This window comes from Maricaulis sp. B-26, from assembly GCF_056857855.1.
Window position 1 is genome coordinate 158,312 of record NZ_JBSXNX010000027.1, and the last position, 25,402, is coordinate 183,713.

A 25,402-nucleotide genomic window follows, 5' to 3' on the forward strand; every position below is an offset into this window, starting at 1 on the left:
GTCAGGCCGGTTGCGGCGTTTCCAGCCAGCCGAGCCACTTCTCGGCAACCGCCGCATCGAGGTCAACGCCTTCATCGCGAGCCAGCAGGAGAAGCATGCCGAGCACGTCCGCCATTTCGCGTTCGAGCGCCTTGCGCGCGGCGGCATCCGCCGGTCTGCGCGTACGCCCCTGGACGGTGAGGTAGGCCTGGGTCAGCTCGCCCATCTCCTCCTGAAGCTTGAGCAGGTGCCAGTCGCCCGACCGGTCGATTCCGTAGCGTGAGGCATAGATATCGGAGACGGCTGCGATCTTCCCGCCGAGGGCACCGAGCGGTGCGGCCTCCGGCATCAGACAGCCACCGGCGCCGATATCCGCGGATGAGGCTCGTATCCCTCAAGCCTGAAATCCTCGAACTCGAAATCGAACAGGCTCTGGCCGCGATCCGCCAGGGTCAGCGTCGGCAGCGGGCGCGGATCGCGCGAGAGCTGTTCGTTCACCTGGTTGATATGGTTCGAATAGATGTGGGCATCGCCGAAGGTGTGCACGTATTCGCCCGGCTCCAGCCCGCAGACGCGCGCCACCATCATGGTCAGCAGAGCATAGGAGGCGATGTTGAACGGCACGCCGAGGAACATGTCGGCCGAGCGCTGGTAGAGCTGGCAGGAGAGTTTCCCGTTGGCGACATTGAACTGGTAGAGCGTGTGGCAGGGCGGCAGCGCCATGTTCGGCACGTCCGCCGGATTCCAGCCGGACACGATCAGACGCCGCGAGGACGGATTGTCCCGGATCTGGTCGAGGATGTTGGAGAGCTGGTCGATCTCGGTCCCGTCGGGACCTTCCCAGCGACGCCACTGCTTGCCGTAGACCGGTCCGAGATCGCCGTTTTCATCGGCCCACTCGTCCCAGATCGTCACGCCGCGCTCCTGCAGCCAGCGCACATTCGTCTCGCCCTTGAGGAACCAGAGGAGTTCGATGGCGATCGACTTGAAATGCACCTTTTTGGTGGTCAGGAGCGGGAAGCCCTGCGACAGGTCGCAGCGCAATTGACGCCCGAAGACGGAGCGCGTGCCGACGCCGGTCCGGTCATGCTGCTCGGCACCGGTCTCGAGAATGTCGCGCAGTAGGGCTAGATAATCACGCTCGATGGCGGAACCGGCTGCACCGGCGCGGGCCCGCACTGTATCGATCGCCGTAATTGCTGCCGCTTCTGACATCCTGCCGGCTCCCTTATTCGCCGCTGCGCGAACCGCGCGCGAGTGATTCTCTGATCCATCAGTCTAGCGATTGCCAAGCCGGGCGAGAGGCCCGGTCGCAGCCGCAACTGTTGGCGAGTCCGGACTAGCCAATTGTCACAAGCGGTTCCCGGACACAGCGAATGCGGGGCGGCGGACCCGGTGACGATGGCCCGAGTGACGATGGCCCGAGTGATGATGGCCCGAGTGACGATGGCCCGGTTCCGGCTTCCACTCGTGCCGGGCGCCCGGGTCGCGACCTCGCCTATCCCCCCGCAAACAATTGCCCCGGCTTTTCCCTCCCTGGCGGCCTCCTGACGTACGTGTGGCGGGCCGCTGGCGCGGCCATGGCGTGGTCTGGTGACGCTTCTACTGGCCTTTCAGGCTGACCTGATTACAAGCAAGAGCCACAGGAGAATTTCATGGCTTTCAAGACTGACGCGGCCAAGATCAGACGCTGGCGCGAGGAACGTCACTGGTCCCAGGAACACCTCGCCGAATTGGCCGGGATCGGACTGCGCACCGTGCAGCGGGTGGAGAATTGCGAGCCCGCCTCGCGGGAAACCGTCATGGCCCTGGCGGCTGCCTTCAATGTCGAGGCCATCGCACTGTGCCTCGATCCGGAAGCAGAAGCCGCAGATATCGTCCAGCGCAAGAACGAAAAGGTGACGGCCGCGCTGCGCCTGTCCCTGTGGATACACCTGGCCGGTTACATCCTGGGGATGATCGTCTTTGCGGGCATCAATCTGGGTGTCGGCGCCTTCGTGATGAAATGGGCGACGATCTGGTGGACAGTCGGCGCAGCGGCACACGCAACGACGGTCGTCATCGTGGAACTCGCAACCCGCTTCACCGAACAGCAAGCTCGGGGGTGATCGCACCTCTGCCGCTTTAGCCGAAAACAGGCGACGACGATTTTACTGGACACCCGCCCTCCGGGCGTTAAAGATGACTGGAACATTTCAAGAACATTCTGCAAGGGAGAGATCGGAATGCTGGGCTACGTAACCCTCGGAACCAACGACCTGGAGCGCGCGGGCGCCTTTTACGACAAGCTGTGTGGCGAGTTCGGCGTCGGCCGGATGATGGACTTCGACAGCTTTATCGCCTGGGGCAAGCCCGGCGGCGGTTGTGGCATCGCTCTGACCAAGCCTTTCGATGGCAATCCGGCCACGGTCGGCAATGGCGTCATGGCGGCCTTCCAGGCGGAAAATCGCGAGCAGGTCGACAAGGTCTACAAGCTGGCAATCGAGCTGGGCGCCCAGAACGAAGGCGAAGCCGGTCCGCGCGGCGATGACGGTTTCTATGCCGGCTATTTCCGCGACCCCGACGGCAACAAGCTTAACGTATTCTGCATGTAATTCCCGCCCTCTTGCGAAGACGGGACATAGCGAAGGTGAACGCCATGTCCCGATCTCCGATTATGATTTCTTCGGTGATCGTATTGATCACCGAGTGGTCTGATCCCTGAGTATCTGATCGGTTTTGGCCGACCGTCGGCGATAGAAATAGGCGCCGCAGAGATAGCCGCCGCCTGCCAGCACGATCAGAAGCAGCAAGGCGATCCAGGGGTTTATTCCGCCCTCGTCGCGGCGTTCCACTGCCCGCGCCAGCTCGCTCGCGACGGCTTCCGCCTCGTCGGCCGTGTGAACGGGACTGCCCAGCGCCTCGCCGACCAGGTCAAGCTGGAAAAAGGACGGGTCGTCGGCTTCCAGTCCCAGCGTCACCAGACTTCCGCTGACCGCACCGGTCGGTGCATAGCGAACGATTTCCAGCGTCTTGAAACCGCCCGCCTGATTGTCACGCCAACTCCGATCGTCGGTCACCCCTATATAAAGCGGACGCCCCTCGGCCCGGACATAGCGCATGCCGCGCCAGGACCAATCGGTATTGGCGGTCCGGAAAATCTCTTCCCGATCGGCATCGAGAACGCGAATGCCCGGCCCCGTGTAATCGCCGCCCCAATAGTGGAGATGGATGCCGACCACGCCGCCGCGCCCCGGATCGACGCGGAACCAGTCCCACTCCCCATCGGCCAGACGGACAATCCGGTGGAAGGGCAAATCGATCTCCGCCGCGGCGTCCGGCGTATCATTGGGCTCGAAGGCATCGAGCGCCGGGTCGATGCGCAGACGCCCCTGTATCTCGGCCGGGCCGCCATCATAACCTTCGGCTGCGGACACCAGCAGATCGTGACGCCCGGCGGGCAGGATCGGGATACCCTCCGGCGCTTTCAGCGCTTCCGCGTCTTCGACCAGGCTCAAGCGCAATTGCGTGACGGAGGGCGGGGCGGAAAAGATATCAAAGGCCGGAACGCCCGGGTGGTCGATATCGACCCGCAGCACGGCCGAGCCCGTCTCGTCCAGTACCACGGTTTCGATCCGCCCTGGCTCGACGCGGTCCGGCCGCTGGCCCGATACCGAAAACAGGCCGGCCGATGCGGCCAGGAAGGCGAGAAGAATTCCGCGCATCATCCACTCCCCGGCTGAGCCGCCTCGACAGCCTGCTCGATCCGGTTGCGGGCGTCTTCGAGGGAAACCAGGTCGCTACGGGCGCGATCGGCTTCGTTGCGAACTCGCAGGAGGTCATCCTCGCCCAGCCGGCTGGTGCCGAAATTGGTTCGGGTTTCGCTGGGCCGGGAATTGACGCCCCAGCGGGACCGCGCACGGCCTCCGGACCGGTCGCGGATGGAGCCGTAATAGACGCCGTATGTGTCGATCTGATGCCGGGCAATGCAGCGCCCATCGGGCAGAGCCCGCTCCAGATAGGCATGTTCAATCAGCCGGATCTCGTCGACGTGCCGGCCGCCATCGCGCACCCGGACCTCATATCCGCGCCAGGTCGCCACCTGGCAATCGACTGGCGGAGGCGGCGGATCGGGACGTTCCGGTTCCGGCGGAGGATCGCTGTCCGGCGCCTGATGGCGATTGACCAGGGTCTGGAGACGTTGCACGGCGCCGGCCACATCGCCGTCGCAGGTTTCAGCGCCGTCGGTAAAAGTCGCATAGCGCCACTCCTCCGCGCGCGGATCCGCCAGGGAGGCGAACATCTCCCGCGCCTGGTCATGCGCCGCGGCGAGCGGCGTGCCGGATGACGGGGAGGCGGAAACCAGAAACTCTCGAATACTGTCCGCATCGCGAGTGAAACTCCGGGTCGAGAACGACCCGCATCCATAAAAGATGACGGCTGCGAACTCGATCAGCTGGTCCTCGGGCAGATTGGCGAAGGTCTGGTTGATACCCGCACGGGCATTGGCCATGCGGTTGTTCTCCTCCATCGAACCCGACGCATCGAGCACGACCAGAAGCGACAGGCCGGGCGGCTCGCCCAGTCGGTGCCATTCATCCGGCCCGCCGGTGGGAACGGTTTCGCCGCCGCGCTCGCTCTCCAGGCCGGCCCAATAGGTTTCCCGCCGCCATTGAGCCGGATCATTGATCACCGTCGCCGTACGAGGGTCGGCATCCTGGGTCCGCTCGAAGAGCTGGATGCTGATCGGGATATCGCCGTTTTCGTCGGTGCGGGTATTGGCTTCCGTGTAGTCGAACCTGCCCTGCCAGCGGCGTCCCTCACCTTCCATGACAATACGGGCACCGCCGACCGTCACCTGGGGCGCCATGTCGATATCGCGCGAGGTCTCGAAGCGCAGGCGTCCTTCGCCCTCCGCCGGTGCGGCTCGCGCCACTTCAACGTCCAGAATGCGCTCCGGATCGCCCAGGGCACGCCGGGTCAGATTGTCTTCGGACTCATAGTCCGGCCCGCCATTCCACTCCGCCCGGTAAACCGTCGACCCGCCGCCACGCACCTCGATGCGTTCGACGAATACCGGCAGCCGGTCGATCAGAATCCGGTTCGACGTGTCGGGCTGCGCGTCCGGGCTGTCGGGATCGCCATCAATCCAGGCGCCGCGATCGGAGCGGGCCATGACCGACAAGGGTCGGCCGCCACGCGGCGTATCGATTTCGCCATCTTCGGGAACCGCCCATTCGCCGCGCCAGACCTGGCGGCTGGTCCAGCGACCGGTCAGAACATCGTCGCCGAGCCGGAATTCCTCCCCGTCGGCGTCTCTTTCCATATCCGTATTGAAGCGAACCTCGATCGTCACGGTTTCGCCTGGCGGGATCGGCCAGAACGCCTCGTCCGACGGGTCCGGCATTTCCGGCGGCTCGCGGTCGAAGAACCAGCCGGGCTCATCCGTGCCGGCTTCCATGTCCTCGTCGACCGGATTGATCTGTCGATAATAAATGTCGCGCCGCGTCCCGGTTATCTCGACCCGGGCGATCTCCGGGGGATGCACATCGCGCTGAATCGCGAAACGCCCGACACTGGCCCGGCCCGGGTCTTCTCCGCCTTCGGGTGCGGCCCGCTCGATGAAAACATAGCTCAGGCGGTCTTCGTCGAAATCGATGTCGGAAAAGGCATTGTCCAGGCTGAACCTTATCTCACCATCGTTCCAGGTCTCGATATCGTCCGCGGCGATGAGCGTCGCCGAACCGGGCCGCAGCCCGATCTTGAGCGTCCCTCGTTGCTCGCCGAAATGCCGCCCGGTGAGGATCACCGCGTCGCGCGTATCCTCGACCACGGCGACGATGGTCTGCTCAGCCAGCGCCTCCTCATCCTCATAGTCGATCACCGGTGTCTGGTCGCACCAATTGGCGACGGAGCGGTAGGACATGTCTCCTCGCGCCATGGCAAAAGCCTGAGCTTCATTGCGCGAGAAATCCCATGGCACATAGCCGGGATGCATATTCTCCAGCGGGTCGCCGTCGAAATCCGGGGCGGACCAGTTTTCGACCGCGACCTCGCACAGGGGCTGCGCTTCGCGGCGCTGACCATCCGCGTCCAGCATGGCGAGATATTCCTCGACCCGCGAACTCTCCTGACGCACGCCGGTATAGATGCGCTGGGCGAGAAGCCGGCACATGGCGCGCTCATTATCCTGCAGGGAACCGCGCAGCTGCGGCAGCAATTCATCGGATTCTTCACAGAAGTGGTCGGCATGGGCCCGGTTAAAGAACCCATAGATGGATTGCGCGTCCCGGCCGCGCGGGTCCTCCCCGGGCAAGGATGCGATATCGGCCGGTTCGAAATAGGAGGCGATCGGATAGGTGTCGCCCGTGGGAACGCCCAGCAGGTCCATCATCCCGCCCTGGGCGAGATCGATCCCGTCGGGGTCGCGATAGGCACGCAACCGCGCATGCACATAAATGCGCGACAGGCTCAGCGTATTATTGCGGCTGCGGACGAAACCCTGGATCTCCGGCGGCAGATCCTCCAGCTCGGCATTGCCCGTGACATTGTTGATGACATTGCCGATGCGAAAGCCAGCCTGGGCCAGGGTCGTTATCCCGCCGGCAATGGCGAATTCCTGGCCCATGCCGTTGAGGATGGAGTCATTGGTCGCCCACATGTCGAAGCAATTCGCGCCCGGCCCGGAGGGAATGTCCGAACGCAGCGTGGCGCCGTCGACGCCATAGCCGTCCTGACCTTCTCCGAACGCCTCGATCACTTCGCGAAAACCGGCGGCACTGCAATCCATGAACTGCTCGTACTGCTCGCCGACGGGCAAGCGCGCTTCTGTATTGTAAGTTACGACGCGACCACCGATATTCACCCTCGCCTCATAGCGCTGGCGCTGCATGTCGTGGGCGCGGTAATCGCCTACGCCGGGATGGGTTTCCTCCTCCCCCGGCCGTCTCCAGTGAGGCACGTAAAGCCGGCTGGGAGCCGGTTCTTCATCCTCGTCGACGACGCCGATCTGCTGGCCAATCCAGTTGAGCGCCCGGGCACCCAGATTGACCACCGTATTGACCGTGCCCACTTCCGGAGAGGACATGGCGTCGGGCACATGCAAAACGGACTCGTAGCCGTGAATGATGCCGGTGAAGGCACCGGCCATCAGCGCCCGGGTCGGATCGACCCCGATGCCACTGGCATTGAATTCCGGCGACCCCCAGCGATCGAACATATGCCCCATCGCCCAGCGGTCCTGGAGAAAGTGCTGGGCATAGCCCTCGAAGGCCAGCGCTTCGCGTTCCGCCTCGCGGATGGCATCTCTGTGCAGGTCTAGCGTGGCCGGGTCCTGCTCCGCCCGCTCGCGCAGACGGCGCGCCCGGCGCGCTGCGGAGAGCGCCGTCGCGTGCAGGCGTCGATAGGTGCGCGTGGCCTGGGAACCGAAATGCGACGCATTGAACCCCCCGCCCTGCCAATAGGTATAGTTGTGACAGTCTGACGGCGTGTTTTCCGGCAACCGCCCCGTCGGGATGGGCGGGCAGAGCTCATTCTTGTTGATCCAGTCATACAGGGAATAGCTGAAATCCGGCACGCCGGCGAAATTCGCCGCGCCCGGAACGACCCGGCGCGGAATGTCCATGACATCGTCCGGATCCCAATAAGCCCCGTCGCGCTCTCGAAGCTGCTCCCGGTAATAGCCGGTGGCCAGATCATAGACCTGAAGGTCCGTCTCGGGCGTCAGTCCCCAGGGGTTTTGCGGCGCGGCCCGGATCAGGGCGGTTTCCGCCAGCCAGGCATGCTCATTCTCCCGGCAGTCTGGCAGGCTGGACCCGTGGCAGTAATACATGGCGTGCCATTTGTCCTGGGGACTGCCATGACTGGCGTATTCGCCCTGTCGGGCCCTGTCCTTCGTATCCCAGCCCCCCACGCCCAGAGACAGGGCTGCTACCGTTCCGATCACCAGGCCGCGAACCGTCCAGCGGGTCATTGTCGGGGTGCGCACCATGCATCCTCCGCTACGAAGACTGCCTCGAATTGATCAACTACACTGTCAAGATCGGTCCCGGCACGATCGGCAAACCGGTCCCGGCAGGCCTGGGGGCAGTCCGACTGCGCCACGCATTGACGCAGCACGTCGGCGCGTTCGGCCTCGCCGTCGGGAATTTCCAGCCCCGTGCAACTGAAAACGGAATCCATGCACATCCCCCATTGGGCGATCGGATCATCCAGGCGCGGATCCGTCCGCATGGAGAAAACCAGCCCGTCATCGCCTCCATGGCCAATCGGTCGCGGCGAGAGGATTTCCGGACATTCTTCCGTGCATTCCGGATCATAGGCGTGGGTGGTCGGGGCCCAGAGATCGTCCGGCGGGGGCGCTTCGCGCAGGAAAAGGAACCAGAAGACAGCGGCTGCGAGCAGCGCAGCAACAACGATCAGCGTGCCGAGCCCCCATCCGGCCCGTCGTGCATCACCCGCCTCATCTTGCGCATCCGAACCCATCCCAACCCCTCTTCGGGTGGAACTCTTGCATGGTTAAAACAGTTCGCGCAACGCCCGAACCTTCCCTCGAATACGCATAATAATCGCAACAACAATCCAGATCCCAACTATCACCGCTCTTCAGCACCGGCTGGCCAGGACGCAATCCGCTCGCACTGAAGCGCCGGAATATCGGCGGCGATCAGGCGATAGTTGGGATTGCCGGAGACGACCTGCCGCCGCTCATTCACATCGGGTCGCCCGGCCGGATCGAGCATACTGGTCGCAGCCCTTCAAACCGGCGCTGCAATCACCTATATTAGGGATGTCGGCTTGCCGACTATGGCGATAAACGCGCTCGTAATAACCGGACCGGACCCGGGGGCAGTACCCGGCGGCTCCACCATAACCTTCCCCGCGCCACCTTCAGCAAGTGGATCGGGCCGGCATGGGGCCGACACAGGATCGACGGACGGGTAAAGGGGATTGCTTTCGCTCGGGTGAGGCCCGTTACAGGCTCGTTTTAGATAGTTGCCAACGACAACTACGCTGAAGAGGTCGCTCTCGCTGCGTAATGCAGCGCGGGTAATCTCGCTTTAAACTCCTGGACCCTTTAGCCGGTTCAGGCGGGGCTCGGAGGCGCCTGGCAACAGAAGCCTCCACTTTACCGGACTTGCCCGATCTAAAGCTTTCAGGCCGCACCTTGACGGAATGCGTGGCCGGCACTGCACGAGTTGCAGTCGGACCGTGCTTCTTCGTTGACCTGAACCGGCCTTCGGGTACCCTTCAATCAGGGTATTAGTGGGGGAATGCGACGATGGCGAAAGACCTGATGCGCTATGATCTGATGGCGCAGGACGCGCTTCGAGGCGTGGTCCGGCAGGCCCTGCTCAAGGCGGCGGGCGCTGAGGGCCTGCCCGGGCAGCACCATTTCTACATCACCTTCCGCACCCGGGCTCCCGGCGTCGATATCGATCCGACCCTCCTGGAGAAATACCCCGAAGAGATGACGATCGTGCTCGAGCACCAGTTCTGGGACCTCAACGTCACCGAGACCGGCTTCGAAGTGACCCTGAAATTCTCCGGCGTGCCGAAATATCTGAAAATGCCCTATTCCGCGATTTCCCGTTTCCACGATCCGAGCGTCGGTTTCCATCTCCAGTTCGAGCAGGACGAAATCACAGGGGACGAGGACAGCAGCGTCGCCGAAGCGGCCGACACGGACGAGCCGAAGGCGGTCGCCGGCGGCAAGAAGGCAACTTCCGGCAAGAAAAACTCAGCCGCCGAGGGCGCCGAGGTCGTCAGCCTCGACAGCTTCCGCAAGAAGTAATGAAATCGCCTCAACTGGTTGCCCCGGATCTGGCTGGCGGAACGCCGCCCGAACCGCTCGACGCGAACCAGATACGCGAGCGCCTCGGCGTGCGCTCCGAACACCCTCACGCATCGAAACTGCTGGGCTTCACGCTGCTCGACTTTTCGATCGAGGAGCGCTGGCTCGAGGCTGAGTTTCACCCGACGCAACAGCTTGCCAATCTCCGCGGCAGCGTGCAGGGCGGTATCGTTACCGCCATGCTGGACGAGGTCATGTCCCTTTCCGTGCTTGTCGCCGAGCGCTTCACATGCGGCGTACCCACGCTGGAGATGAAGACCAGCTTCTTCGAACCGCTGCCGGTCGAGCCATGCCGCGCTCGCGGCCAGGCCATGCGGATCGGAGGGCGTGTCGCCTTCATGGAAGGGACGATCTGGACCCCGTCCGGCGAGATCGCCGCCAAATCGAGCGCCACCTGCCAGGTGCGCCGGGTCAAGCCTGCCAGGACCTGATGTCCGCTCCTGCCGCCTTCCGCGGCAAGGCCCGTTCCCTTGCCTTCATCGCCCTGGCACAGGTGCTCGCCCTCTCCGTCTGGTTTGCCGGCGCCGCCGCACTGCCCGGGCTAACCGCAGTCGGAGATCTCTCAGCCGCCGGCCGGGCGGCGCTGACCAGCGCAGTCCAGATCGGCTTCGTCCTCGGCGCCGTCACATCTGCCGTGCTCGGCCTGCCGGACCGGATCGAGCCGCGCCGGCTCTTCGCGGCCGGCGCCATTCTCGCCGCAGCGTGCAATCTCACGGCACTCGCATTGCCGCCGGGCAGTCTCGCCATGATCGCCACGCGCGCGATCGCGGGCGCCTCGCTGGCCCTTGTCTACCCAGTCGGCATGAAGCTCGCCGCGAGCTGGGCACGAGGCGATGCCGGTCTGCTGGTCGGACTGCTCGTGGGCGCCCTGACGCTCGGTTCCGCCCTGCCATTTGCCTTCAATCTCGCAGCTGCCGAACTGAACTGGCAGGCGCCTTTTCTGGCTTCTGCGATCGCCGCCCTGCTCGCTGCTGGTGCGATCGTCTGCGCAAAAGGGGGGCCCGGACTGCGTCCCGCGGCGCCTTTCGATCCCTCTGCCGCCATGCTGGCCTTGCGCGACCCGGCACTGCGTCTCACCAATCTGGGGTATCTCGGCCATATGTGGGAGCTCTATGCCATGTGGGCGTGGATCGGTCCCTTCGCCTTCGCTTATTGGGCGCCCCATGCGGACGCCGCCTGGCCGGCCGATCTCACCGCTTTCGCCGTCGTCGCCGCCGGCGCGCCCGCCTGTATCGCTGCAGGGCGCCTGGCCGACCGTTTCGGCCGGACGGCCGTGACCTCGATCGCGATGGCCCTGTCCGGAAGTTGCGCCGTGGCGACCGGTCTGCTGTTCGGCGCCCCGCCCTGGCTGATGGTGACGGTACTCCTGGTCTGGGGCATGAGCGTGATCGCGGACAGCGCACAGTTCTCCGCCGCCATCACCGAGCTTGCGCCTCCCGAGCGCACCGGCACCTTGCTGACCATTCAGACCGCGATGGGCTTCGCCCTCACGGCCCTCATGGTCCAGGGACTCGGATGGTGGATCGACTGGGCGGGCTGGCGCTGGGCCTTCGCACCGCTTGCCCTCGGCCCGGCCATCGGCGTCTGGGCGATGTTGCGGCTTCGCAGTCGGCCCGATGCGGGTCGCCTGGCTGGCGGAAAACGCTAGACTGGGTCCGACCGGACTTGGCCCGGTCTTCGCCCTGTCTTAGTTTCACACTGAGACAGGTGGCGAGGATGGCAAGATGGCCTATGAGACGACATTCAAGCCTGCAGAAGATCGTTTCGAGACGGTCTTGTCAGGACTTGTCTTGCCGCCTGACATTCTCCGGCTCGATAACGAGATCATCAACTCTCCGTACTGGCGTCAGGGCATTTCCCGCCTGGTCGAGGTCAAGCCGTCTGCCGATCTTTCGGCCTTCACCTTCGACGTACTGACCCAGGAACTCTTTCCGGCTCTGCAAGATCGGCGCAGGGAGCACGACACCAAGGAGCGGATCGCCTGGGTCGTGCCATCCGACTTCCAGAGACTGGTGGTACAGGTCTGGGAGGTGATGCCCGCCGCGCGCGAGCTCGAAAATTTCCGGGTTTTCACGACCCGGCCAGAAGCGCTCGCCTGGCTGTCGCAGACGACCGGCGTCTAGGCGTCTTCCAGGACGCGGACTTCCTTCATCGGGCGCGCGGTCACGGCGATACGCGGCTTCTCGCCTTCCGTCTTGGTGACCAGGAGGCGCTCGACCTGGCTATCGTCATGAAAGACGATACCGGACAGAGCGTCGAGCACGGCCTTGGCGACATTGTCCACGTCATGGACGGGGCTTTCCGGCGTGCGCTGGATTTCGATGGTGACCTCGTAAGGCCCCCATTTGGGGCGCGCGCGCTTGAATTCGAGCCGGAAGAATTCACCGATCAGCGACTTGAAACGCCGCGTCTGCGTCGTCACGGCGTCCACCCGCAAATTGAGTTCGTCGCCAGACATGTGTGCCTGAACCTTCCCTCGGCCGACCCAGCTGCGCCCTTTGCCCCCACGGCCATGCGCATGATCATCTTGATCGTTCATGTGTGAGTGCTACACGTCCGAATCAATTCTGACCATCATTTACCCGCATGATGCGGCCTGCAAGGAGCCTCCCCTCATGAGCGAGATGCGTACCGAAACCGACAGCTTTGGCCCGCTCGAAGTCCCGTCCGAAAAACTCTTCGGTGCCCAGACCGCCCGGTCGCTGATCAATTTCCCGATCGGCACGGAGACCATGCCCAGGCCGCTCATCCGCGCGCTCGGCATCGTCAAGCGCTCCGCCGCCCTGGCCAACAGGAAACTGGACAATCTGGAGCCGGAACTGGCTGACGCGATCGCGCAGGCCGCGCTGGAAGTCGCGGAAGGCAAGCTTGACGACCACTTCCCGCTTTCCGTCTGGCAGACCGGTTCGGGCACGCAATCCAACATGAACACGAATGAGGTCGTCTCGAACCGCGCCATCCAGATCCTAGGCGGCAAGATCGGTTCGAAGGATCCGGTTCATCCGAACGATCACGTAAACCGCTCGCAGTCCTCCAACGACACCTTCCCGACGGCGATGCACATCGCCGCCGCCGAGCAGGTCAATGCCGTACTCCTGCCAGCCCTGACCAAGCTGCGCGACGCCCTCGCGGCCAAGTCCGACGAATTCAAGGACATCATCAAGATCGGCCGTACCCACACCCAGGACGCCACACCGCTGACGCTCGGCCAGGAATTCTCCGGCTATGTCGCTATGGTGACCAATGCCATCCGCCGCGTGGAAAGCACCCTGCCTGCCCTCTTCGAACTGGCCCAGGGCGGCACCGCCGTCGGTACGGGTCTCAACACCAAGAAGGGGTTCGCGGAAGGATTCGCCCAGGAAGTCGCCGACTTCACCGGCCTGCCCTTCGTGACGGCGCCGAACAAGTTCGAGGCCCTCGCCACCAAGGACGCCCTGGTCGAGGCGCACGGCATGCTCAACGCGGCCGCCGTCTCCCTGTTCAAGATCGCCAACGACATCCGCTTCCTAGGTTCCGGACCGCGTTCGGGCCTGGGCGAGATTGCTCTGCCGGAGAACGAGCCGGGCTCCTCGATCATGCCGGGCAAGGTGAACCCGACCCAGTGCGAGGCGATGACCATGGTCTGCGCCCAGGTGATGGGAAACAACACCACGGTGAGCTTCGCCGGCAGCCAGGGTCATTTCGAACTCAACGTCTTCAAGCCGGTCATCATCTTCAATGTGCTTCAGTCCATCCGCCTTCTGGCCGATGCCTCGAACACCTTCACCGACAAGTGCGTGGTCGGTATCACGGCCCGCGAAGACAATATCCGCGCCCTGATGGAGCGCTCGCTCATGCTGGTCACGGCGCTCAATTCCACGATCGGCTACGACAACGCCACCATTGTCGCCAAGACCGCGCACAAGAACGGTACGACTCTGCGCGAGGAAGCCGTCAAGCTGGGCTTCGTCACCGAAGAGCAGTTCGACGAGATCGTGCGCCCGGAAAAGATGATCGGTCCGAAGGACTGACGCGCCTCAGCGCTTCGAATGACAGGGACCGGCGGTTTCGCCGGTCCCTTTTTTTTTCTGAGCCGCTAGCGAACCGCTTCGGCGGCGAGAACGGCTTCCACCGCCGGATCACGTCCCGCCACATAGGCCTCGAAATCCAGCGGCGCCGGAATATCGACGTCCAGATCGTCGACGAGGATCGGGAAAATATGCCGACTGCCCCAATGGCAGCGGAAAATGCCTGAACAGCCGTTCTGCAGATCGTAGAAGCCGGTCGAGTAGCGCGCATAGAAGCCCGAATTGGGCAAGGTGTATGCCCACCCTTCCGCCCAGAACTGAAGCCGGTCCCCGATTTGCGATCCGACGATCACCGTCCGCTGCGGAGCGCCGGCCTTCGCAGCGGCGAGGTTCACGATTGCTGCCGAGAAGGTATTCGCATTGGCGAGGAGATAGACCCGCCCTTCGGGCCCGACGATATCGCCCAGCTGATCCATCAGATCGAATGTCAGAGTGAGATCGCCGCCGCCATTGAAACGCTGGTCGACGATGATCGCTCGGGGCGAGATGGCGCGCAGTTCCGCCGCGGCTCGCTCCGAAAACGCGCGGATGCTCTCCCCGCTGTCATCATCGAGATTCCGTCTGATCGTGAGGTAGACGATATCGGATTGCCCCACCCTCTCGAACCAGTACCCGCGGTCCGGGTGCCTGAGAAAGAGCGGCTCGCCGGCCGGAAGGACAGCCTGCCATTCGTCGCCGTCCAGACGCCAGGCCATAGCCAGCGACCCCGGATAGACCGGCGAAGCAGACTCACCGGCGGCAAAAGCGCGGAGCGTGCGCCGGTCCCGGCGCCCGTCGGCCAGTTCGAGATCGAGCACGACTGCATCGTCGTTTCCCAGGCCCACGGCGGTGAGCATGGCCGGCGTCTCCAGAAGAAGCGGGACAACGCTCCGGAAATACGCGTCATTGCCTCCGAAGACATCCCGGAATCTCGCAATAGCCGCTTCGACCGGTTCACCATCGACGGTCAGGATACGCGCGCCCAGCAAGTCGGTATTGCTCCCGCGGACCCTCAGAATGCGCAATTCGCCATCCATGAATGCGGACCGGACAGGCAAACGGGGAAAGTCGCGGACCAGACGGACGGCCGACGTGTTCGAATGACCATTATCGATCACCGCTTGCGCGCGGGCGAGACCCAGCATGAACTCGGCATCGCTCAACTCGCCCGCACCTTCACGGAGTTCCGCCGTGCGGGCATCGAATTCAGCCCGCATCGCCTCGGTCATGGAACGGTCGTTGCGGCGCACATGCCTGAAATGCCGGAGATCCTGAAGCCGGGCTTCCTCCACTGTTTCAGCTTCGCCCTGAAACAGTGGCGGGACCGGTATCGGATGGAAGGCAATAATAGTCGCGATGATGATGAGGATGCCGCGTCCGAACCAAGCAGCTATGCCTGCGAGCGCTAACCAGAGATACCACGGCATCCAGCGGAAGGGCGTGGTCAGAAACCGAAAAAAGGCGCGCATGATTTCCCCTCTGGCACAGCACCGAACCAGACTGTGATGCACGTGAGCTCAGGATTGGATGCAGAACGATATGGTTCTAGACTTCCGGACATGACCTCCAAGCCCGTCAATCTGCGTCAGTTCCGCAAACGCAAGGCGCGTGACGACAAGGCCAAGTCCGCCGAGGCCAACCGGCTGAAATACGGCCAGCCGAAATCGGTCACTTCGCTGACGCAGGCAGAGGCGGCGAAAGCGGCACGCGAGCTGGACGGCAAGAAGCTGTCCGGACCGGATGACAATGAAGACTAGAAGGGCGAGTTGAGCGCGGGACGGCGACCGTTATTCCGGCGATATTCGCGCAGAAGCCGGTCTGCTTCTTCGGCTTCATAGGCCGTCTCGAAATACATCAGTGCCGAAGGCCGGACCTTTTCCTCCGGATCCTGCCCGCCTATCTCGCGTCGAAACCCCCTCAGCAGGGAGCGCGTGGGCATGATCTTGACCACGGAAGCCAGCTGACGCTCATCCTCAAGCAGCACATACACCCCGGGACGATCAGGAACATCCTTCTCGTATAGGGGGGTCAGCGGGATGGGCCTGTGCCAGCGGCGCATGTAGTCTCCGTTCGACGTCGATAAGGCCGAAGCTCTCGATTTCGTAGCGTGTATCGGGGTTTGCGGCTAAGCCACGCCCAGCGTCGCCACGAGGTGCCAGATTGCCTGCACCACGGTTTATGCCTCGTTAATTACACGGCTTTCTCTTGCGTCGGGAGCAAGGCTGCAAGACAGTCAGCACCATGCCCCTCGTGAAAAAATCCCTGGCCCTAGCCGGTCACCGGACGAGCCTGTCGCTCGAACCGGAATTCTGGGCCGAGATCGAACGGGCGGCCGGAGAGGACGGACTATCCGTCGCCGCGCTGATCGGGCGCATCGACACTGAAAGAGGCGACGAGCCGCTGGCCTCCTCCGTACGGGTCTGGGTGCTGGGCCGGCTGAACGCCCGGCTCAGGGTACAGGGCTGACCGTCAGGCCGGTTGCGTCGCCCCGGCCTGGATCACCTCGCGCAGCTTGACCAGATGCTCGTCCCAGCCGCTGTCATGCTCGAACAGCGCATCGAGCGCATCGACCGGCACGTCCTCGAAACCGCCATGCACCAGCCGCAGCCAGGTCCCTTCGCCCAGTTCGGTGAGGGACCATTCGACGCGCGTTTCATGCTGACCCAACCATTCATGGGTAAACGTATAGACCAACCGCCTGGGTGCCTCGGTCTCCAGCACGCGTCCATGGCAGAGCGGCGTGCGATCGGATGCCTTGCGATAGAGGCCGTAGGTCTTGCCTGCCACCATTGTGGCATGGGTCGGGTGAAACCAGCGCGCCAATTCCTCCGGCTCAGTCAGCAAGGCCCAGATGCGACCGGCATCGGCCTTGAGGAAAACGGATTTTTCGATACGCGGCATTGCCATGTCCAATCTCCATTGGCATGCCCGCCGAGGCCACCGGCGGGCACCCACAGTAGCCTAACACAACTTGCATCCTACAACTTCGGCCAGGCCAGGCCCACCCGCAGCCGGAACAGGGCACCAGCACCTCTACCGCTTGACCGGGCGGTTTGGCGGCGCGACACCTGTCATGTGGCTGATTCAAAGAAGCAGACGAGCATGTTGCAGCTGGTCGCCGCCGCTTATCGCGACGGACGCGGCCCGGCGCTCTGGCTGCTCGCCATCGGGGTCGGCCTCATCGCCGGCTATGCCACCCTGGCGCTCCGACTGGGTATAAGCGCGGTCGAACGAACGGCCTTCGGCGTCACCGAAATCCATCTTGCCAGTGCGGCATCCGATCTGCCCGCCTCGCGCCTCGTTCTCATCCCGCTGGCCACCGGCATCGTCGTCGCCGCCCTGCTCTGGTTCGGCCGCAGGCTCGGCCTGAACACCGAGCACAAGCCCGGCGCGGTCGCCGACGTGCTCGAGGCCCGGGCCATTCGCAGTGGCCGGATGGATTTGCGGTCCGGTCTCTATTCCGCCCTGCTGGCCGCTATCTCGCTCGGCGGTGGCGCCAGCGCCGGACGCGAAGGTCCGGCCGTCCACCTCGGCGCGGCACTCGCCTCCAGCCTCGGCCAGATCTTCGATATGTCGGCGCGGGGTAGCCGGACGCTCCTCGCCTGCGGCGCTGCAGCCGCCGTCTCGGCCAGTTTCAATGCTCCGGTCGCTGGCGCGCTCTTCGCCTTCGAAGTCGTGCTTGGCCATTATGCCCTGCGCTCGATCGCGCCCGTCGCGACATCCAGCGTGATCGGCGCGCTGATCGTTCGCGCGCATTTCGGTCAGGACCCGGTCTTCGGATTGCCGGCGCTGGAGGCGGCGAGCGTGTGGGATTTCCCGGCCGCGGCCTTCCTCGGCATCGCCGCCGCCGGCCTGGCCATCATATTCAACCGCGGCGCCATTTTCCTGCCGGCCCGGCTGGCACAGTGGGCCCAGTCGATCCGGCTGCCGCTCTGGCTGCTGCCGATCCCGGGCGGACTGGCCATCGGCGTGCTCGCCCTGGCGGCGCCGGAAATTCTCGGTGTCGGCTATGAAGCGACCTCCAACGCCCTGCGCGGCGAGTATGTCTTCCAGCAACTGGTCCTGTTCATCGCCCTGAAGACCCTTGCCACCATCATCACCCTCTCCTGCCGCTTCGCCGGCGGTGTCTTTTCGCCGTCTCTCTATCTCGGCGCCATGCTGGGTTCCGCTTTCGGGCTCGCCCTGACCGCCGTGTTCGGGGATGCCACCGCCGGTGCCGGCTTTTTTGCGGTCATCGGAATGGGCGCGATGGCCGGCGCGGTGCTGGGTGCACCGCTGTCGACCACGCTCATCGTCTTCGAGCTGACGGCCAGCTACGAAGCCTCTGTCGCGGTCCTCGTCGCGGTCTCGCTGGCAACCGTTCTGTCTCAATCGGCGGTCGGCGGCTCGTTCTTCCAGCTGCAGCTTCAGCGCAAGGGATACGACCTGTCCGGCGGGTCGGGTCGGCTCGTCCTGCAGACGGTGCGCGTGCGCGACGTCCAGATCCCGCTGGACGACTGGGGCACGTCCGAGATCCCCGACAGCACCTGCGTTTTCGAGGATGACACGCTCGGGCGCGCGCTCGGTGTGCTCGATGCGGAACAGGTGGACGGGTGCGCCGTGCGCGCACGCCATGGCGACCAGGATATCGTCGCCTGGATTACCAAGGCCGATGCCCAGGCTGCCTATGCGCGGCGACTCGCCGAGATCAGCGAGGAGGAGCATCGCTGACGCGTTGCGCCACCGGATGTCGTGCGGTTATCCGTCTGGAAAGGTTGTCGCGACTAGACTGTAGACATGAGATCGAACGCAGAGGCAGCACACGACCGGGACATGCCGGTCCTGGGCAGGGGGGCGCTTGACGCCGACGCCCTGCGTGCGGCCAACATCAATCCCGACACCGGGCTGGCGACGGACTATCTCAACCACTTCAACGAAGTCGTGATGTTGATGGAAATGCTTCCGGACATGCCGGATTGTGCAGAGGACATCCTGGAATGGGCTCCCGCCGACTATCCTTCGCACTTCGCGAACTCGACTTTCAAGGACAAGGATCTCGCCGTACAGGCCTACGAGGCGGCCCCACGCGAGGTACGGGCACATCTTGAGACCCTGATCTGCCAGCTGGACAGCGAAATCCTCGGCGCACAAGGCACATTGCGCGACCAACCGACACCGAACGACCTCGCCGCGATCGCCCATCTCGCGACCCATGAAATCAAGCCTCTGATCTCCGCCGCGTCGGGCGCTATTCATGGCCAGACAGTCGACGAGCCAGCTTACGATGACGACACCGCACAGGCGCAAATTGACGCACTTTTTCAACCAGAGGGTAACGAGTTAACAAAAACATAATATGATATGAGCTCAGTTGTGGTTCGCTTCTGTAAATCCTCTTTACTTTCCGGGCGGATGGGGGAGCTCATGAACAATCAGATCGTCGCCGAAACACGCACAACAAATGATGTTTCCTGGCGCAACCGGGCGGAGAATCCCAATCCTCGTGTCCGGTATTACTGGACAATGGTCGCAGAGCTGAACGCGGCACGCGCCGGACAGGCGTCCGGCCCGGACATGCTCGACATCGTCAACGAGCTGGCCTGCGCCGCCGAAGACATGTTCGATTGCCATATCGACCCCGAAACCGACGCGCTTGTCTCCTGTTGCCAGGAGGCGGATAGCTTTCTCGGCCGCCTGGCCGAATACGCGGAAGATGTCCGGTCGGCCAACGGCCATGTCAGCCGGAAATTCCTGCATTTCCTTGAGTCTCCACCATTCGGAGCACCGCGTAATCGCGCTGCCTGACCGGTTAAGGCCCGGCATCCCGCTTGTTCGCGGCCTCAGCCCGGTTGACTGCGCCTGCCAGCCAGCACGCATATCTTGAGACCAGACCTGCCGATTATGGTTTGGGACTCATCGCTCGATATCTACGTCGATGACCGTGCCCGGCCAGTCCGCCTTCTCATCGTCCTCAAGCTGTGACTCTGGGCCCATATCAAGGGCATCGACATGAAATACGGCCTGAAGCCGGTCAGGTTTGCCTGAGCCGGTCTCTGCTGCAGAACCGCCGAACAAAATACGAACAATCGCACACCGACCTCTTGGGCTGACGCGCCAATCGGTCCAGACTGACGAGTAATTTCGACTCGCTGCGGCCGAGGGGCGTCATGTCCAACCTGTCCATTTCCGATATGGCGCGTCCGGCGCCGCCCACGCCTTACCTGGAAGGGCTGAACCCGGAGCAGAAGGCGGCCGTCGAGGCCCTCGACGGGCCGGTGCTCGTTCTGGCGGGCGCCGGAACCGGCAAGACCCGCGTCCTGACCACGCGCCTGGCGCATATCCTGGCCACGGGCCGCGCGCGTCCGTGGGAAATCCTCGCCGTCACCTTCACCAACAAGGCGGCGCGCGAAATGAAGGAACGGGTCGGCAAGATTATCGGCGAGGCCGTCGAAGGCGTGCCCTGGCTGGGCACATTCCACTCCATCTCCGCGCAGATCCTGCGCCGCCATGCCGAACTCGTCGGCCTGCAGTCCAGTTTCACCATCCTCGACACGGACGACCAGCTGCGCCTGCTGAAACAGATCATCCAGGCCGAGCCCGGTATCGACGAGAAGCGCTGGACACCGCGCCACCTGGCCAGCGTCATCGATGGCTGGAAAAATCGCGGCCTGCTGCCTGGCCAGCTCAATGAAGAGGATAAATGGTCCTTCGCCGAAGGGCGCGGCCAGAGCCTCTATGCGACCTATCAGGACCGCCTGAAGACGCTCAATTGCTGCGATTTCGGCGATCTGCTGCTGCACACCCTGCACATCTTCAAGGACAATCCGGACGTCCTCGGCCTCTATCACCAGAAATTCCGCTATCTCCTCGTCGACGAGTACCAGGACACGAATATCGCCCAGTATCTCTGGCTGCGCCTGCTGGCTCAGGGCTCGAACAATATCTGCTGCGTGGGCGATGACGACCAGTCCATCTATGGCTGGCGCGGTGCCGAGGTCGACAACATCCTGCGCTTCGAGAAAGACTTCCCGGGCGCGGAGGTGATCCGCCTCGAGCGCAATTACCGCTCGACCGCGCACATTCTGGGCGCCGCCTCCGGCCTCATCGCCGCCAACCGGTCGCGCCTGGGCAAGACGCTCTGGACCGAGGACGAGGCGGGTGAAAAGGTTCAGGTTCGCGGCATCTGGGATGGCGAGGCCGAGGCCCGCTTCGTTGCCGAGGAGATAGAGAACTGGGTCTCCTCAGACCGCTCCTATGCCGATTGCGCCGTGCTGGTGCGCGCCGCCTGGCAGATGCGCGCCTTCGAAGACCGCTTCATCACGCTGGGCCTTCCCTACAAGGTGATCGGCGGACCGCGCTTCTTCGAGCGCGCCGAGATCCGCGACGCTCACGCCTATCTGCGCCTGGTCCGCTCGCCCCAGGACGATCTTGCCTTCGAGCGTATCGTCAACACACCCAAACGCGGCATTGGCGACACCACGGTTCAGAAAATCGCGATCGCCGCGCGCGAGCGCGGTGTGCCCATGACCGAGGCCGCCCGCATGATGAGCGGCACGGACGAAATCCGCGGCAAGGCGCGCACGGCACTTCAGGTCTTCCTGCGCGATGTCGACCGCTGGCGCGAGCAGGCCGAACAGAGCCGGCTGGACGAGCTGGCCGAGATCGTGCTCGACGAGAGCGGCTATACGGCGATGTGGCGCGAGGACAAGACGCCCCAGGCGGCCGGCCGGCTGGAGAACCTCAAGGAGCTCGTCCGCGCCATGGGCGAATGGGACACGCTGGAAGCCTATCTCGAGCATGTCTCGCTCGTAACCGATGCGGACCGGGTCTCCGACGATGAAGAGATTTCCCTGATGACGCTGCACGGCGCGAAGGGCCTCGAGTTTCCGCTCGTCTTCCTGCCTGGCTGGGAAGAGACTGTCTTCCCCTCCCAGCGCTCGCTGGACGAGGGCGGCACGCGTTCGCTCGAAGAAGAACGCCGCCTCGCCTATGTCGGCATCACCCGGGCCCGCGAACGTGCCATCATCACCTTCACCGCCAACCGGATGATCTATGGCCGCTGGCAGACCGTCATCCCCTCCCGCTTCATCGACGAGCTTCCGCTCGATCATGTCGAGGCGAAATCGGAGACGGGCTATTATGATGGCGGTCCCGGTTTCGAGAGTGTGCGCCAGAAGCCGGACGCCATGGCATCGAGCTATTCCAGCCCGGGCTGGAAGCGCTATCAGGCCAGCCAGACCGAAGGCCGGCGCTCATCCGCGCCGACCATCAATGCCAAGGCCACGCTGATCGAAAGCGGCGGCTCGGACACGACCGGCAAATGGCGAAACGGCGACCGCGTCTTCCACGACAAGTTCGGCTACGGCACAGTGAAAAAGGCCGACGGCGCCAAATACACCGTGAAGTTCGACAAGGCCGGCGAGAAGAAGGTCGTCGAGAATTTCCTGCGGGAATTGCCTTAGGGCACGAGCGGAATTCGGTTGCCGAAAGCCGATCGCCGGACCTTCAGGCTTCCGGAATTTCGGCAGTTCTCCACCCACAACGCAAAGTTTCTAATTAAAACTTTTTGTTGACTAGCCCGCCCCTTCAGTTGTTTCGTAGGACTTGTGGTTCTTGGAATTCGCAATTTGAGGGGTGACCCCATGCCACGCTTTCTGTTTCCTGTGACCGCAAGCCTTGCCGCGGCCGCCGCGCTGACCGCCGGCGCCAGTGCGCAGGACTATTATCTCTCCGGAAGTGCGGGCTTCAATTTCCAGAATGACAGCGACAATTCCGGCGCACTGACGCGCGACTTCATAACCGGCGACGGTGTGAGCATCGCGCCGGGCACAGTCTGGCCCTCCGGCTCAAGCGTCGACTGGTCGACCGAATTCGACAGCGGCGTCTTCCTCGCAGGCGCGTTCGGCTACAGCTATCACAGCAATTGGCGCGGCGAGATCGAAGTCTCTTACAGCGAGGCCGATGTCGACACGCATACCGGCGTCAATGTCGGCGGAAGCTCGATCGGCTCAGCCGACGCGGCTGTCCTCGTCACCGGCGCCACCCCGCTCGGCATGACCGTGGCCGACCTGGTCGCCGACGGGCAGGGCGACATCACGACCTGGGCCCTTTCGGTGAACGGCTATTACGATTTCCCAATCCAAAATTCCACCTTCGACGTTTATGTCGGGGCGGGCATCGGTCTGGCCGAGGTCAAGGTCGAGTACAGCCCGTCCGGAATTGGCATTATCGACGACTCGGAAATGGGCACACTTTTCCAGGCCATGTTCGGCGCCAGCTACGAGATCAACGACAATATGGATCTCTTCGGCGGTTATCGGTACCGCACGACGGGCGATGTGGAGACCAACTCCATTCTCTTCCCCACCAGCCTCGATATCGAGAATGACAGCCACATTCTCGAATTCGGCATCCGGCTGACCCAGTAAACGTCTTCATTGAAGGGAAATTCCCCCTCCCTCCATTGGGGCCCGGCATCGCCGGGCCCTCTTTTTTTGAGCTGACATGCAGGTTGATATTGAAACAGCTTCGGTCCAAACCCGCGCGAACCCAGCCGCAAGGACCGATCCATGAGCACACTCTGGCGACTGACCGCCCGCGCCGACTTCACCACGCTTGCCGATGTCGCAGAGCGGATGGACGAAACCGCGCCGGCGCTCGCTCTCAGCTGGTCCCTCTTCGAGGACGGCGAGGATGCGAGGCTGGACGTGCTTTTCCAGACCATGCCGGACGAGGCCGCCTTCCGGGCCGCCTCGGGCCTGGCCGCAGACATCCCTGTCGAGTTCGGCCCCATGCCGGAAGAAGACTGGGTGCGGCTGTCCCTGGAAGGTCTCAAACCGGTGGATGCGGGCCGTTTCACTCTGTTCGGCTCGCATGACCGCGACGCTGTGGGTAACGGACAGATCGGCCTCGAGATCGAAGCCGGCCCCGCTTTCGGTACCGGTCACCACGGCACCACGCGCGGCTGCCTGATTGCCTTCTCTCGAATGCTCGATGCGGGCGAGACGCCGGCGACGGTCTTCGACCTCGGCTGCGGCACGGCCGCGCTCGCCATCGCCGCGGCGAAAACCCTGCCGGAGGCCGAAATCCTCGCCTCCGACATCGATCCGGAGGCGGTCGAGGAGAGCCTCGAAAACTGCCGCAAGAACGCGACGCCGGAGATCGACTGCTTCGTCGCCGAGGGGCTCGACCACGAGAAGCTGGCCGGGCGGCGGTTCGAGCTGATCTTCGCCAATATCCTCGCCGGCCCTCTGGTCGAGCTTGCCCCCGGCATCGCGAACGCGCTCGCACCGGGCGGCAAGGTCATCCTGTCCGGCCTTCTCACCGAGCAGGAAGCGGCCGTGCGGGAGGCCTACGATAATGCAGGCCTCACCGTCAGCCGGCAAACGCCGATCGAGGGCTGGGAAACCCTGGTCGCCGTCCGCGCCTGATACGGGGTGATACCTACTCCGCGTCGCCGCCCGGCGCCGAGAAAAGCCTGACCAGTGCGAGGGAGAGATCGTAGAAATTCGGTCCGTCGGCATTGGCCGTCACGGCGACGGATACGCGCGGCTCCACGAAGGTGACCATGAAGGCCCGGCCGCCAGGCGACCCACCGGAATGTGCCGCGAAATGAACGCCCGTATCCTGCGCATAGCCGGCCCAGTGTCCGGTCTCCTCGCCGAGACGCGCAGGGTCGAAAAGCTCGCCCGCCGCGACCGTATCCAGCATGACGGCCAAGTCGCGTGAGCTGGCCAGCAGACCACCGCCGCCGAACTTGCACTCGGCCGACAGGCCATCGACCTGCACAAGCCCGTTGCCCAGGTCGATCCAGTTGGCGGCCTTGTCGGCCATCTCGCTGTCCCGGTGCGCCGTATAGGCCTCGCCCAGCACCTCCCGCATGGCCGCGTCGAACGTATCCGCCCCGGCAATCCGGACCAGAAGGTGCGAGAGCAGGACATAGCCGAAGGTCGAGTATTCTGCTTCGCCATCCGGCGCCGGATCGAGCGGATCCTCGATGAAATGTCCCAGCGCATCCGCCGGAACATCGCAGCGGCGTTCGGAAAATTCGATCCAGTCTGCCTCGGAAGAATAGTGCCGCACGCCCGCACGGTGGTCGATCAGCGCCCGCAGCGTGACACCGTCATAATGCGCCGGCAGGCCCGGATCGATCGTGCGAACCGGCGTGGCGAGATCCAGGCCCTGTGTCTGCTCCAGGCGCAGATAGGCAAGCGCCACCATCAGCTTGGCGACCGAATAGACATTGTAATCCCGGGACACGCCATCGCCCGGAAGGCGGTTGATCCCGCCTTCGGCTTCCCAGACGATCTCGCCCTCGATCATGACCGTTGCGTTGAGCGCGGGGTATTCCGCTGCCATGGCGTCGAAGATCGCCTGGGCCTCGACAGCGCGCGGATCGGGTTCCCGGTCGGAGACCGCCATTGCCGGGCCGGTCACCGAACTGCCGGCAGACGAGAGAAGAAGGACGGCGCCGAGCGCAGCGCTCAGCTGACTTCTGGACATCAACATGCTTTATCCTGTGTTTGAGTTCACCATCGGGGTTCGCCGGATTGACGCCACCAAGCCC

The 25,402-nt window shown here is 63.8% G+C and carries 26 protein-coding genes and 1 other RNA gene; 17 read left to right on the forward strand and 10 right to left on the reverse strand.

Annotated features, from left to right (window positions below):
* Position 1: 1 nt before the first annotated feature.
* The gene (locus AC13HB_RS14435) at positions 2-328 is read right to left on the reverse strand and encodes a phosphoribosyl-ATP pyrophosphohydrolase (RefSeq protein WP_482950479.1); all 327 of its coding nucleotides are present in this window, start codon (positions 326-328) and stop codon (positions 2-4) included.
* Complete coding sequence (locus tag AC13HB_RS14440; RefSeq protein ID WP_482950480.1) at positions 328-1,194, reverse strand: thymidylate synthase; 867 nt, start codon at positions 1,192-1,194, stop codon at positions 328-330. Before AC13HB_RS14440 ends, AC13HB_RS14435 begins: the two co-directional genes overlap by 1 nt.
* A 440-nt stretch (positions 1,195-1,634) precedes the next feature.
* Between AC13HB_RS14440 and AC13HB_RS14445 the strand changes: the two genes are divergently transcribed.
* Together AC13HB_RS14445 and AC13HB_RS14450 are read left to right on the forward strand one after the other, a co-directional pair.
* The gene (locus AC13HB_RS14445) at positions 1,635-2,087 is read left to right on the forward strand and encodes a helix-turn-helix domain-containing protein (RefSeq protein WP_482950481.1); all 453 of its coding nucleotides are present in this window, start codon (positions 1,635-1,637) and stop codon (positions 2,085-2,087) included.
* Positions 2,088-2,204: 117 nt separating this feature from the next.
* Complete coding sequence (locus AC13HB_RS14450) at positions 2,205-2,573, forward strand: VOC family protein (protein ID WP_482950482.1); 369 nt, start codon at positions 2,205-2,207, stop codon at positions 2,571-2,573.
* A gap of 87 nt (positions 2,574-2,660) precedes the next feature.
* Here the strand turns inward: AC13HB_RS14450 and AC13HB_RS14455 are convergent, their stop codons facing one another.
* From AC13HB_RS14455 to AC13HB_RS14465, 3 genes are read right to left on the reverse strand one after another with little or no spacing between them, the layout of a single operon-like run.
* Positions 2,661-3,683: a hypothetical protein gene (locus tag AC13HB_RS14455; protein WP_482950483.1), complete on the reverse strand. Its 1,023-nt coding sequence runs from the start codon at positions 3,681-3,683 to the stop codon at positions 2,661-2,663.
* A complete protein-coding gene (locus tag AC13HB_RS14460) occupies positions 3,683-7,948 on the reverse strand; it encodes a vWA domain-containing protein (RefSeq protein WP_482950484.1) in 4,266 nt (1,421 codons plus the stop codon). Before AC13HB_RS14460 ends, AC13HB_RS14455 begins: the two co-directional genes overlap by 1 nt.
* Entirely contained in the window at positions 7,927-8,442 is a 516-nt protein-coding gene (locus AC13HB_RS14465; RefSeq protein WP_482950485.1) for a hypothetical protein, read from the reverse strand. Before AC13HB_RS14465 ends, AC13HB_RS14460 begins: the two co-directional genes overlap by 22 nt.
* 267 nt (positions 8,443-8,709) lie before the next feature.
* Between AC13HB_RS14465 and ssrA the strand changes: the two genes are divergently transcribed.
* The 5 genes from ssrA to AC13HB_RS14490 all read left to right on the forward strand — a co-directional run bounded on the left by ssrA (position 8,710) and on the right by AC13HB_RS14490 (position 11,934).
* Positions 8,710-9,085: a transfer-messenger RNA gene (gene ssrA / locus AC13HB_RS14470) on the forward strand.
* A 153-nt stretch (positions 9,086-9,238) separates the two neighbouring features.
* Positions 9,239-9,751, forward strand: a complete 513-nt coding sequence (locus tag AC13HB_RS14475) for an SspB family protein (protein ID WP_482950486.1) — start codon at positions 9,239-9,241, stop codon at positions 9,749-9,751.
* On the forward strand, positions 9,751-10,242 hold the full coding sequence (locus AC13HB_RS14480) for a PaaI family thioesterase (RefSeq protein ID WP_482950487.1): 492 nt from the start codon (positions 9,751-9,753) through the stop codon (positions 10,240-10,242). Before AC13HB_RS14475 ends, AC13HB_RS14480 begins: the two co-directional genes overlap by 1 nt.
* Positions 10,242-11,459, forward strand: coding sequence for an MFS transporter (locus tag AC13HB_RS14485; RefSeq protein WP_482950488.1), 1,218 nt, complete (start codon positions 10,242-10,244; stop codon positions 11,457-11,459). Before AC13HB_RS14480 ends, AC13HB_RS14485 begins: the two co-directional genes overlap by 1 nt.
* A 76-nt stretch (positions 11,460-11,535) precedes the next feature.
* Positions 11,536-11,934, forward strand: coding sequence for a hypothetical protein (locus AC13HB_RS14490; protein WP_482950489.1), 399 nt, complete (start codon positions 11,536-11,538; stop codon positions 11,932-11,934).
* On the opposite strand, the gene AC13HB_RS14495 is transcribed toward AC13HB_RS14490, so the two are convergent.
* Positions 11,931-12,269, reverse strand: coding sequence for a RusA family crossover junction endodeoxyribonuclease (locus AC13HB_RS14495; RefSeq protein ID WP_482950490.1), 339 nt, complete (start codon positions 12,267-12,269; stop codon positions 11,931-11,933). The two genes, AC13HB_RS14490 and AC13HB_RS14495, sit on opposite strands and share 4 nt — an antisense overlap.
* A 157-nt stretch (positions 12,270-12,426) precedes the next feature.
* Here AC13HB_RS14495 and fumC point away from each other — a divergent pair, with 157 nt between their 5' ends.
* Positions 12,427-13,821 carry a class II fumarate hydratase gene (fumC, locus tag AC13HB_RS14500; protein WP_482950491.1) on the forward strand — a complete coding sequence of 465 codons (1,395 nt, stop codon included), beginning with the start codon at positions 12,427-12,429 and terminating at the stop codon, positions 13,819-13,821.
* Between the two features lie 65 nt (positions 13,822-13,886).
* Here the strand turns inward: fumC and AC13HB_RS14505 are convergent, their stop codons facing one another.
* Positions 13,887-14,846, reverse strand: a complete 960-nt coding sequence (locus tag AC13HB_RS14505) for a S41 family peptidase (RefSeq protein ID WP_482950492.1) — start codon at positions 14,844-14,846, stop codon at positions 13,887-13,889.
* A 111-nt stretch (positions 14,847-14,957) separates the two neighbouring features.
* On the opposite strand from AC13HB_RS14505, the gene AC13HB_RS14510 reads away from it, so the two are divergent.
* Positions 14,958-15,266 carry a hypothetical protein gene (locus AC13HB_RS14510; protein WP_482950493.1) on the forward strand — a complete coding sequence of 103 codons (309 nt, stop codon included), beginning with the start codon at positions 14,958-14,960 and terminating at the stop codon, positions 15,264-15,266.
* A gap of 150 nt (positions 15,267-15,416) precedes the next feature.
* Positions 15,417-15,614 (forward strand): DUF4169 family protein, encoded by a 198-nt coding sequence (locus AC13HB_RS14515; protein WP_482950494.1) that lies wholly within the window; start codon positions 15,417-15,419, stop codon positions 15,612-15,614.
* Here the strand turns inward: AC13HB_RS14515 and AC13HB_RS14520 are convergent.
* Positions 15,611-15,916 carry a hypothetical protein gene (locus AC13HB_RS14520; protein ID WP_482950495.1) on the reverse strand — a complete coding sequence of 102 codons (306 nt, stop codon included), beginning with the start codon at positions 15,914-15,916 and terminating at the stop codon, positions 15,611-15,613. The two genes, AC13HB_RS14515 and AC13HB_RS14520, sit on opposite strands and share 4 nt — an antisense overlap.
* A gap of 182 nt (positions 15,917-16,098) precedes the next feature.
* Here AC13HB_RS14520 and AC13HB_RS14525 point away from each other — a divergent pair, with 182 nt between their 5' ends.
* Entirely contained in the window at positions 16,099-16,323 is a 225-nt protein-coding gene (locus AC13HB_RS14525; protein ID WP_482950496.1) for a ribbon-helix-helix domain-containing protein, read from the forward strand.
* Between the two features lie 3 nt (positions 16,324-16,326).
* On the opposite strand, the gene AC13HB_RS14530 is transcribed toward AC13HB_RS14525, so the two are convergent.
* Entirely contained in the window at positions 16,327-16,764 is a 438-nt protein-coding gene (locus AC13HB_RS14530) for an SRPBCC family protein (RefSeq protein WP_482950497.1), read from the reverse strand.
* Between the two features lie 195 nt (positions 16,765-16,959).
* On the opposite strand from AC13HB_RS14530, the gene AC13HB_RS14535 reads away from it, so the two are divergent.
* The 6 genes from AC13HB_RS14535 to AC13HB_RS14560 all read left to right on the forward strand — a co-directional run bounded on the left by AC13HB_RS14535 (position 16,960) and on the right by AC13HB_RS14560 (position 24,266).
* Positions 16,960-18,567 (forward strand): chloride channel protein, encoded by a 1,608-nt coding sequence (locus tag AC13HB_RS14535; RefSeq protein WP_482950498.1) that lies wholly within the window; start codon positions 16,960-16,962, stop codon positions 18,565-18,567.
* A gap of 102 nt (positions 18,568-18,669) precedes the next feature.
* Positions 18,670-19,191, forward strand: coding sequence for a hypothetical protein (locus AC13HB_RS14540; protein WP_482950499.1), 522 nt, complete (start codon positions 18,670-18,672; stop codon positions 19,189-19,191).
* A gap of 69 nt (positions 19,192-19,260) precedes the next feature.
* Entirely contained in the window at positions 19,261-19,641 is a 381-nt protein-coding gene (locus AC13HB_RS14545; protein ID WP_482950500.1) for a hypothetical protein, read from the forward strand.
* 362 nt (positions 19,642-20,003) lie between these two features.
* Complete coding sequence (locus tag AC13HB_RS14550; RefSeq protein ID WP_482950501.1) at positions 20,004-22,298, forward strand: ATP-dependent helicase; 2,295 nt, start codon at positions 20,004-20,006, stop codon at positions 22,296-22,298.
* Between the two features lie 180 nt (positions 22,299-22,478).
* A complete protein-coding gene (locus AC13HB_RS14555) occupies positions 22,479-23,264 on the forward strand; it encodes an outer membrane protein (RefSeq protein WP_482950502.1) in 786 nt (261 codons plus the stop codon).
* 141 nt (positions 23,265-23,405) lie between these two features.
* A complete protein-coding gene (locus AC13HB_RS14560; protein ID WP_482950503.1) occupies positions 23,406-24,266 on the forward strand; it encodes a 50S ribosomal protein L11 methyltransferase in 861 nt (286 codons plus the stop codon).
* Positions 24,267-24,279: 13 nt separating this feature from the next.
* On the opposite strand, the gene AC13HB_RS14565 is transcribed toward AC13HB_RS14560, so the two are convergent.
* Positions 24,280-25,344, reverse strand: coding sequence for a serine hydrolase domain-containing protein (locus AC13HB_RS14565; RefSeq protein WP_482950504.1), 1,065 nt, complete (start codon positions 25,342-25,344; stop codon positions 24,280-24,282).
* Between the last annotated feature and the right edge of the window lie 58 nt (positions 25,345-25,402).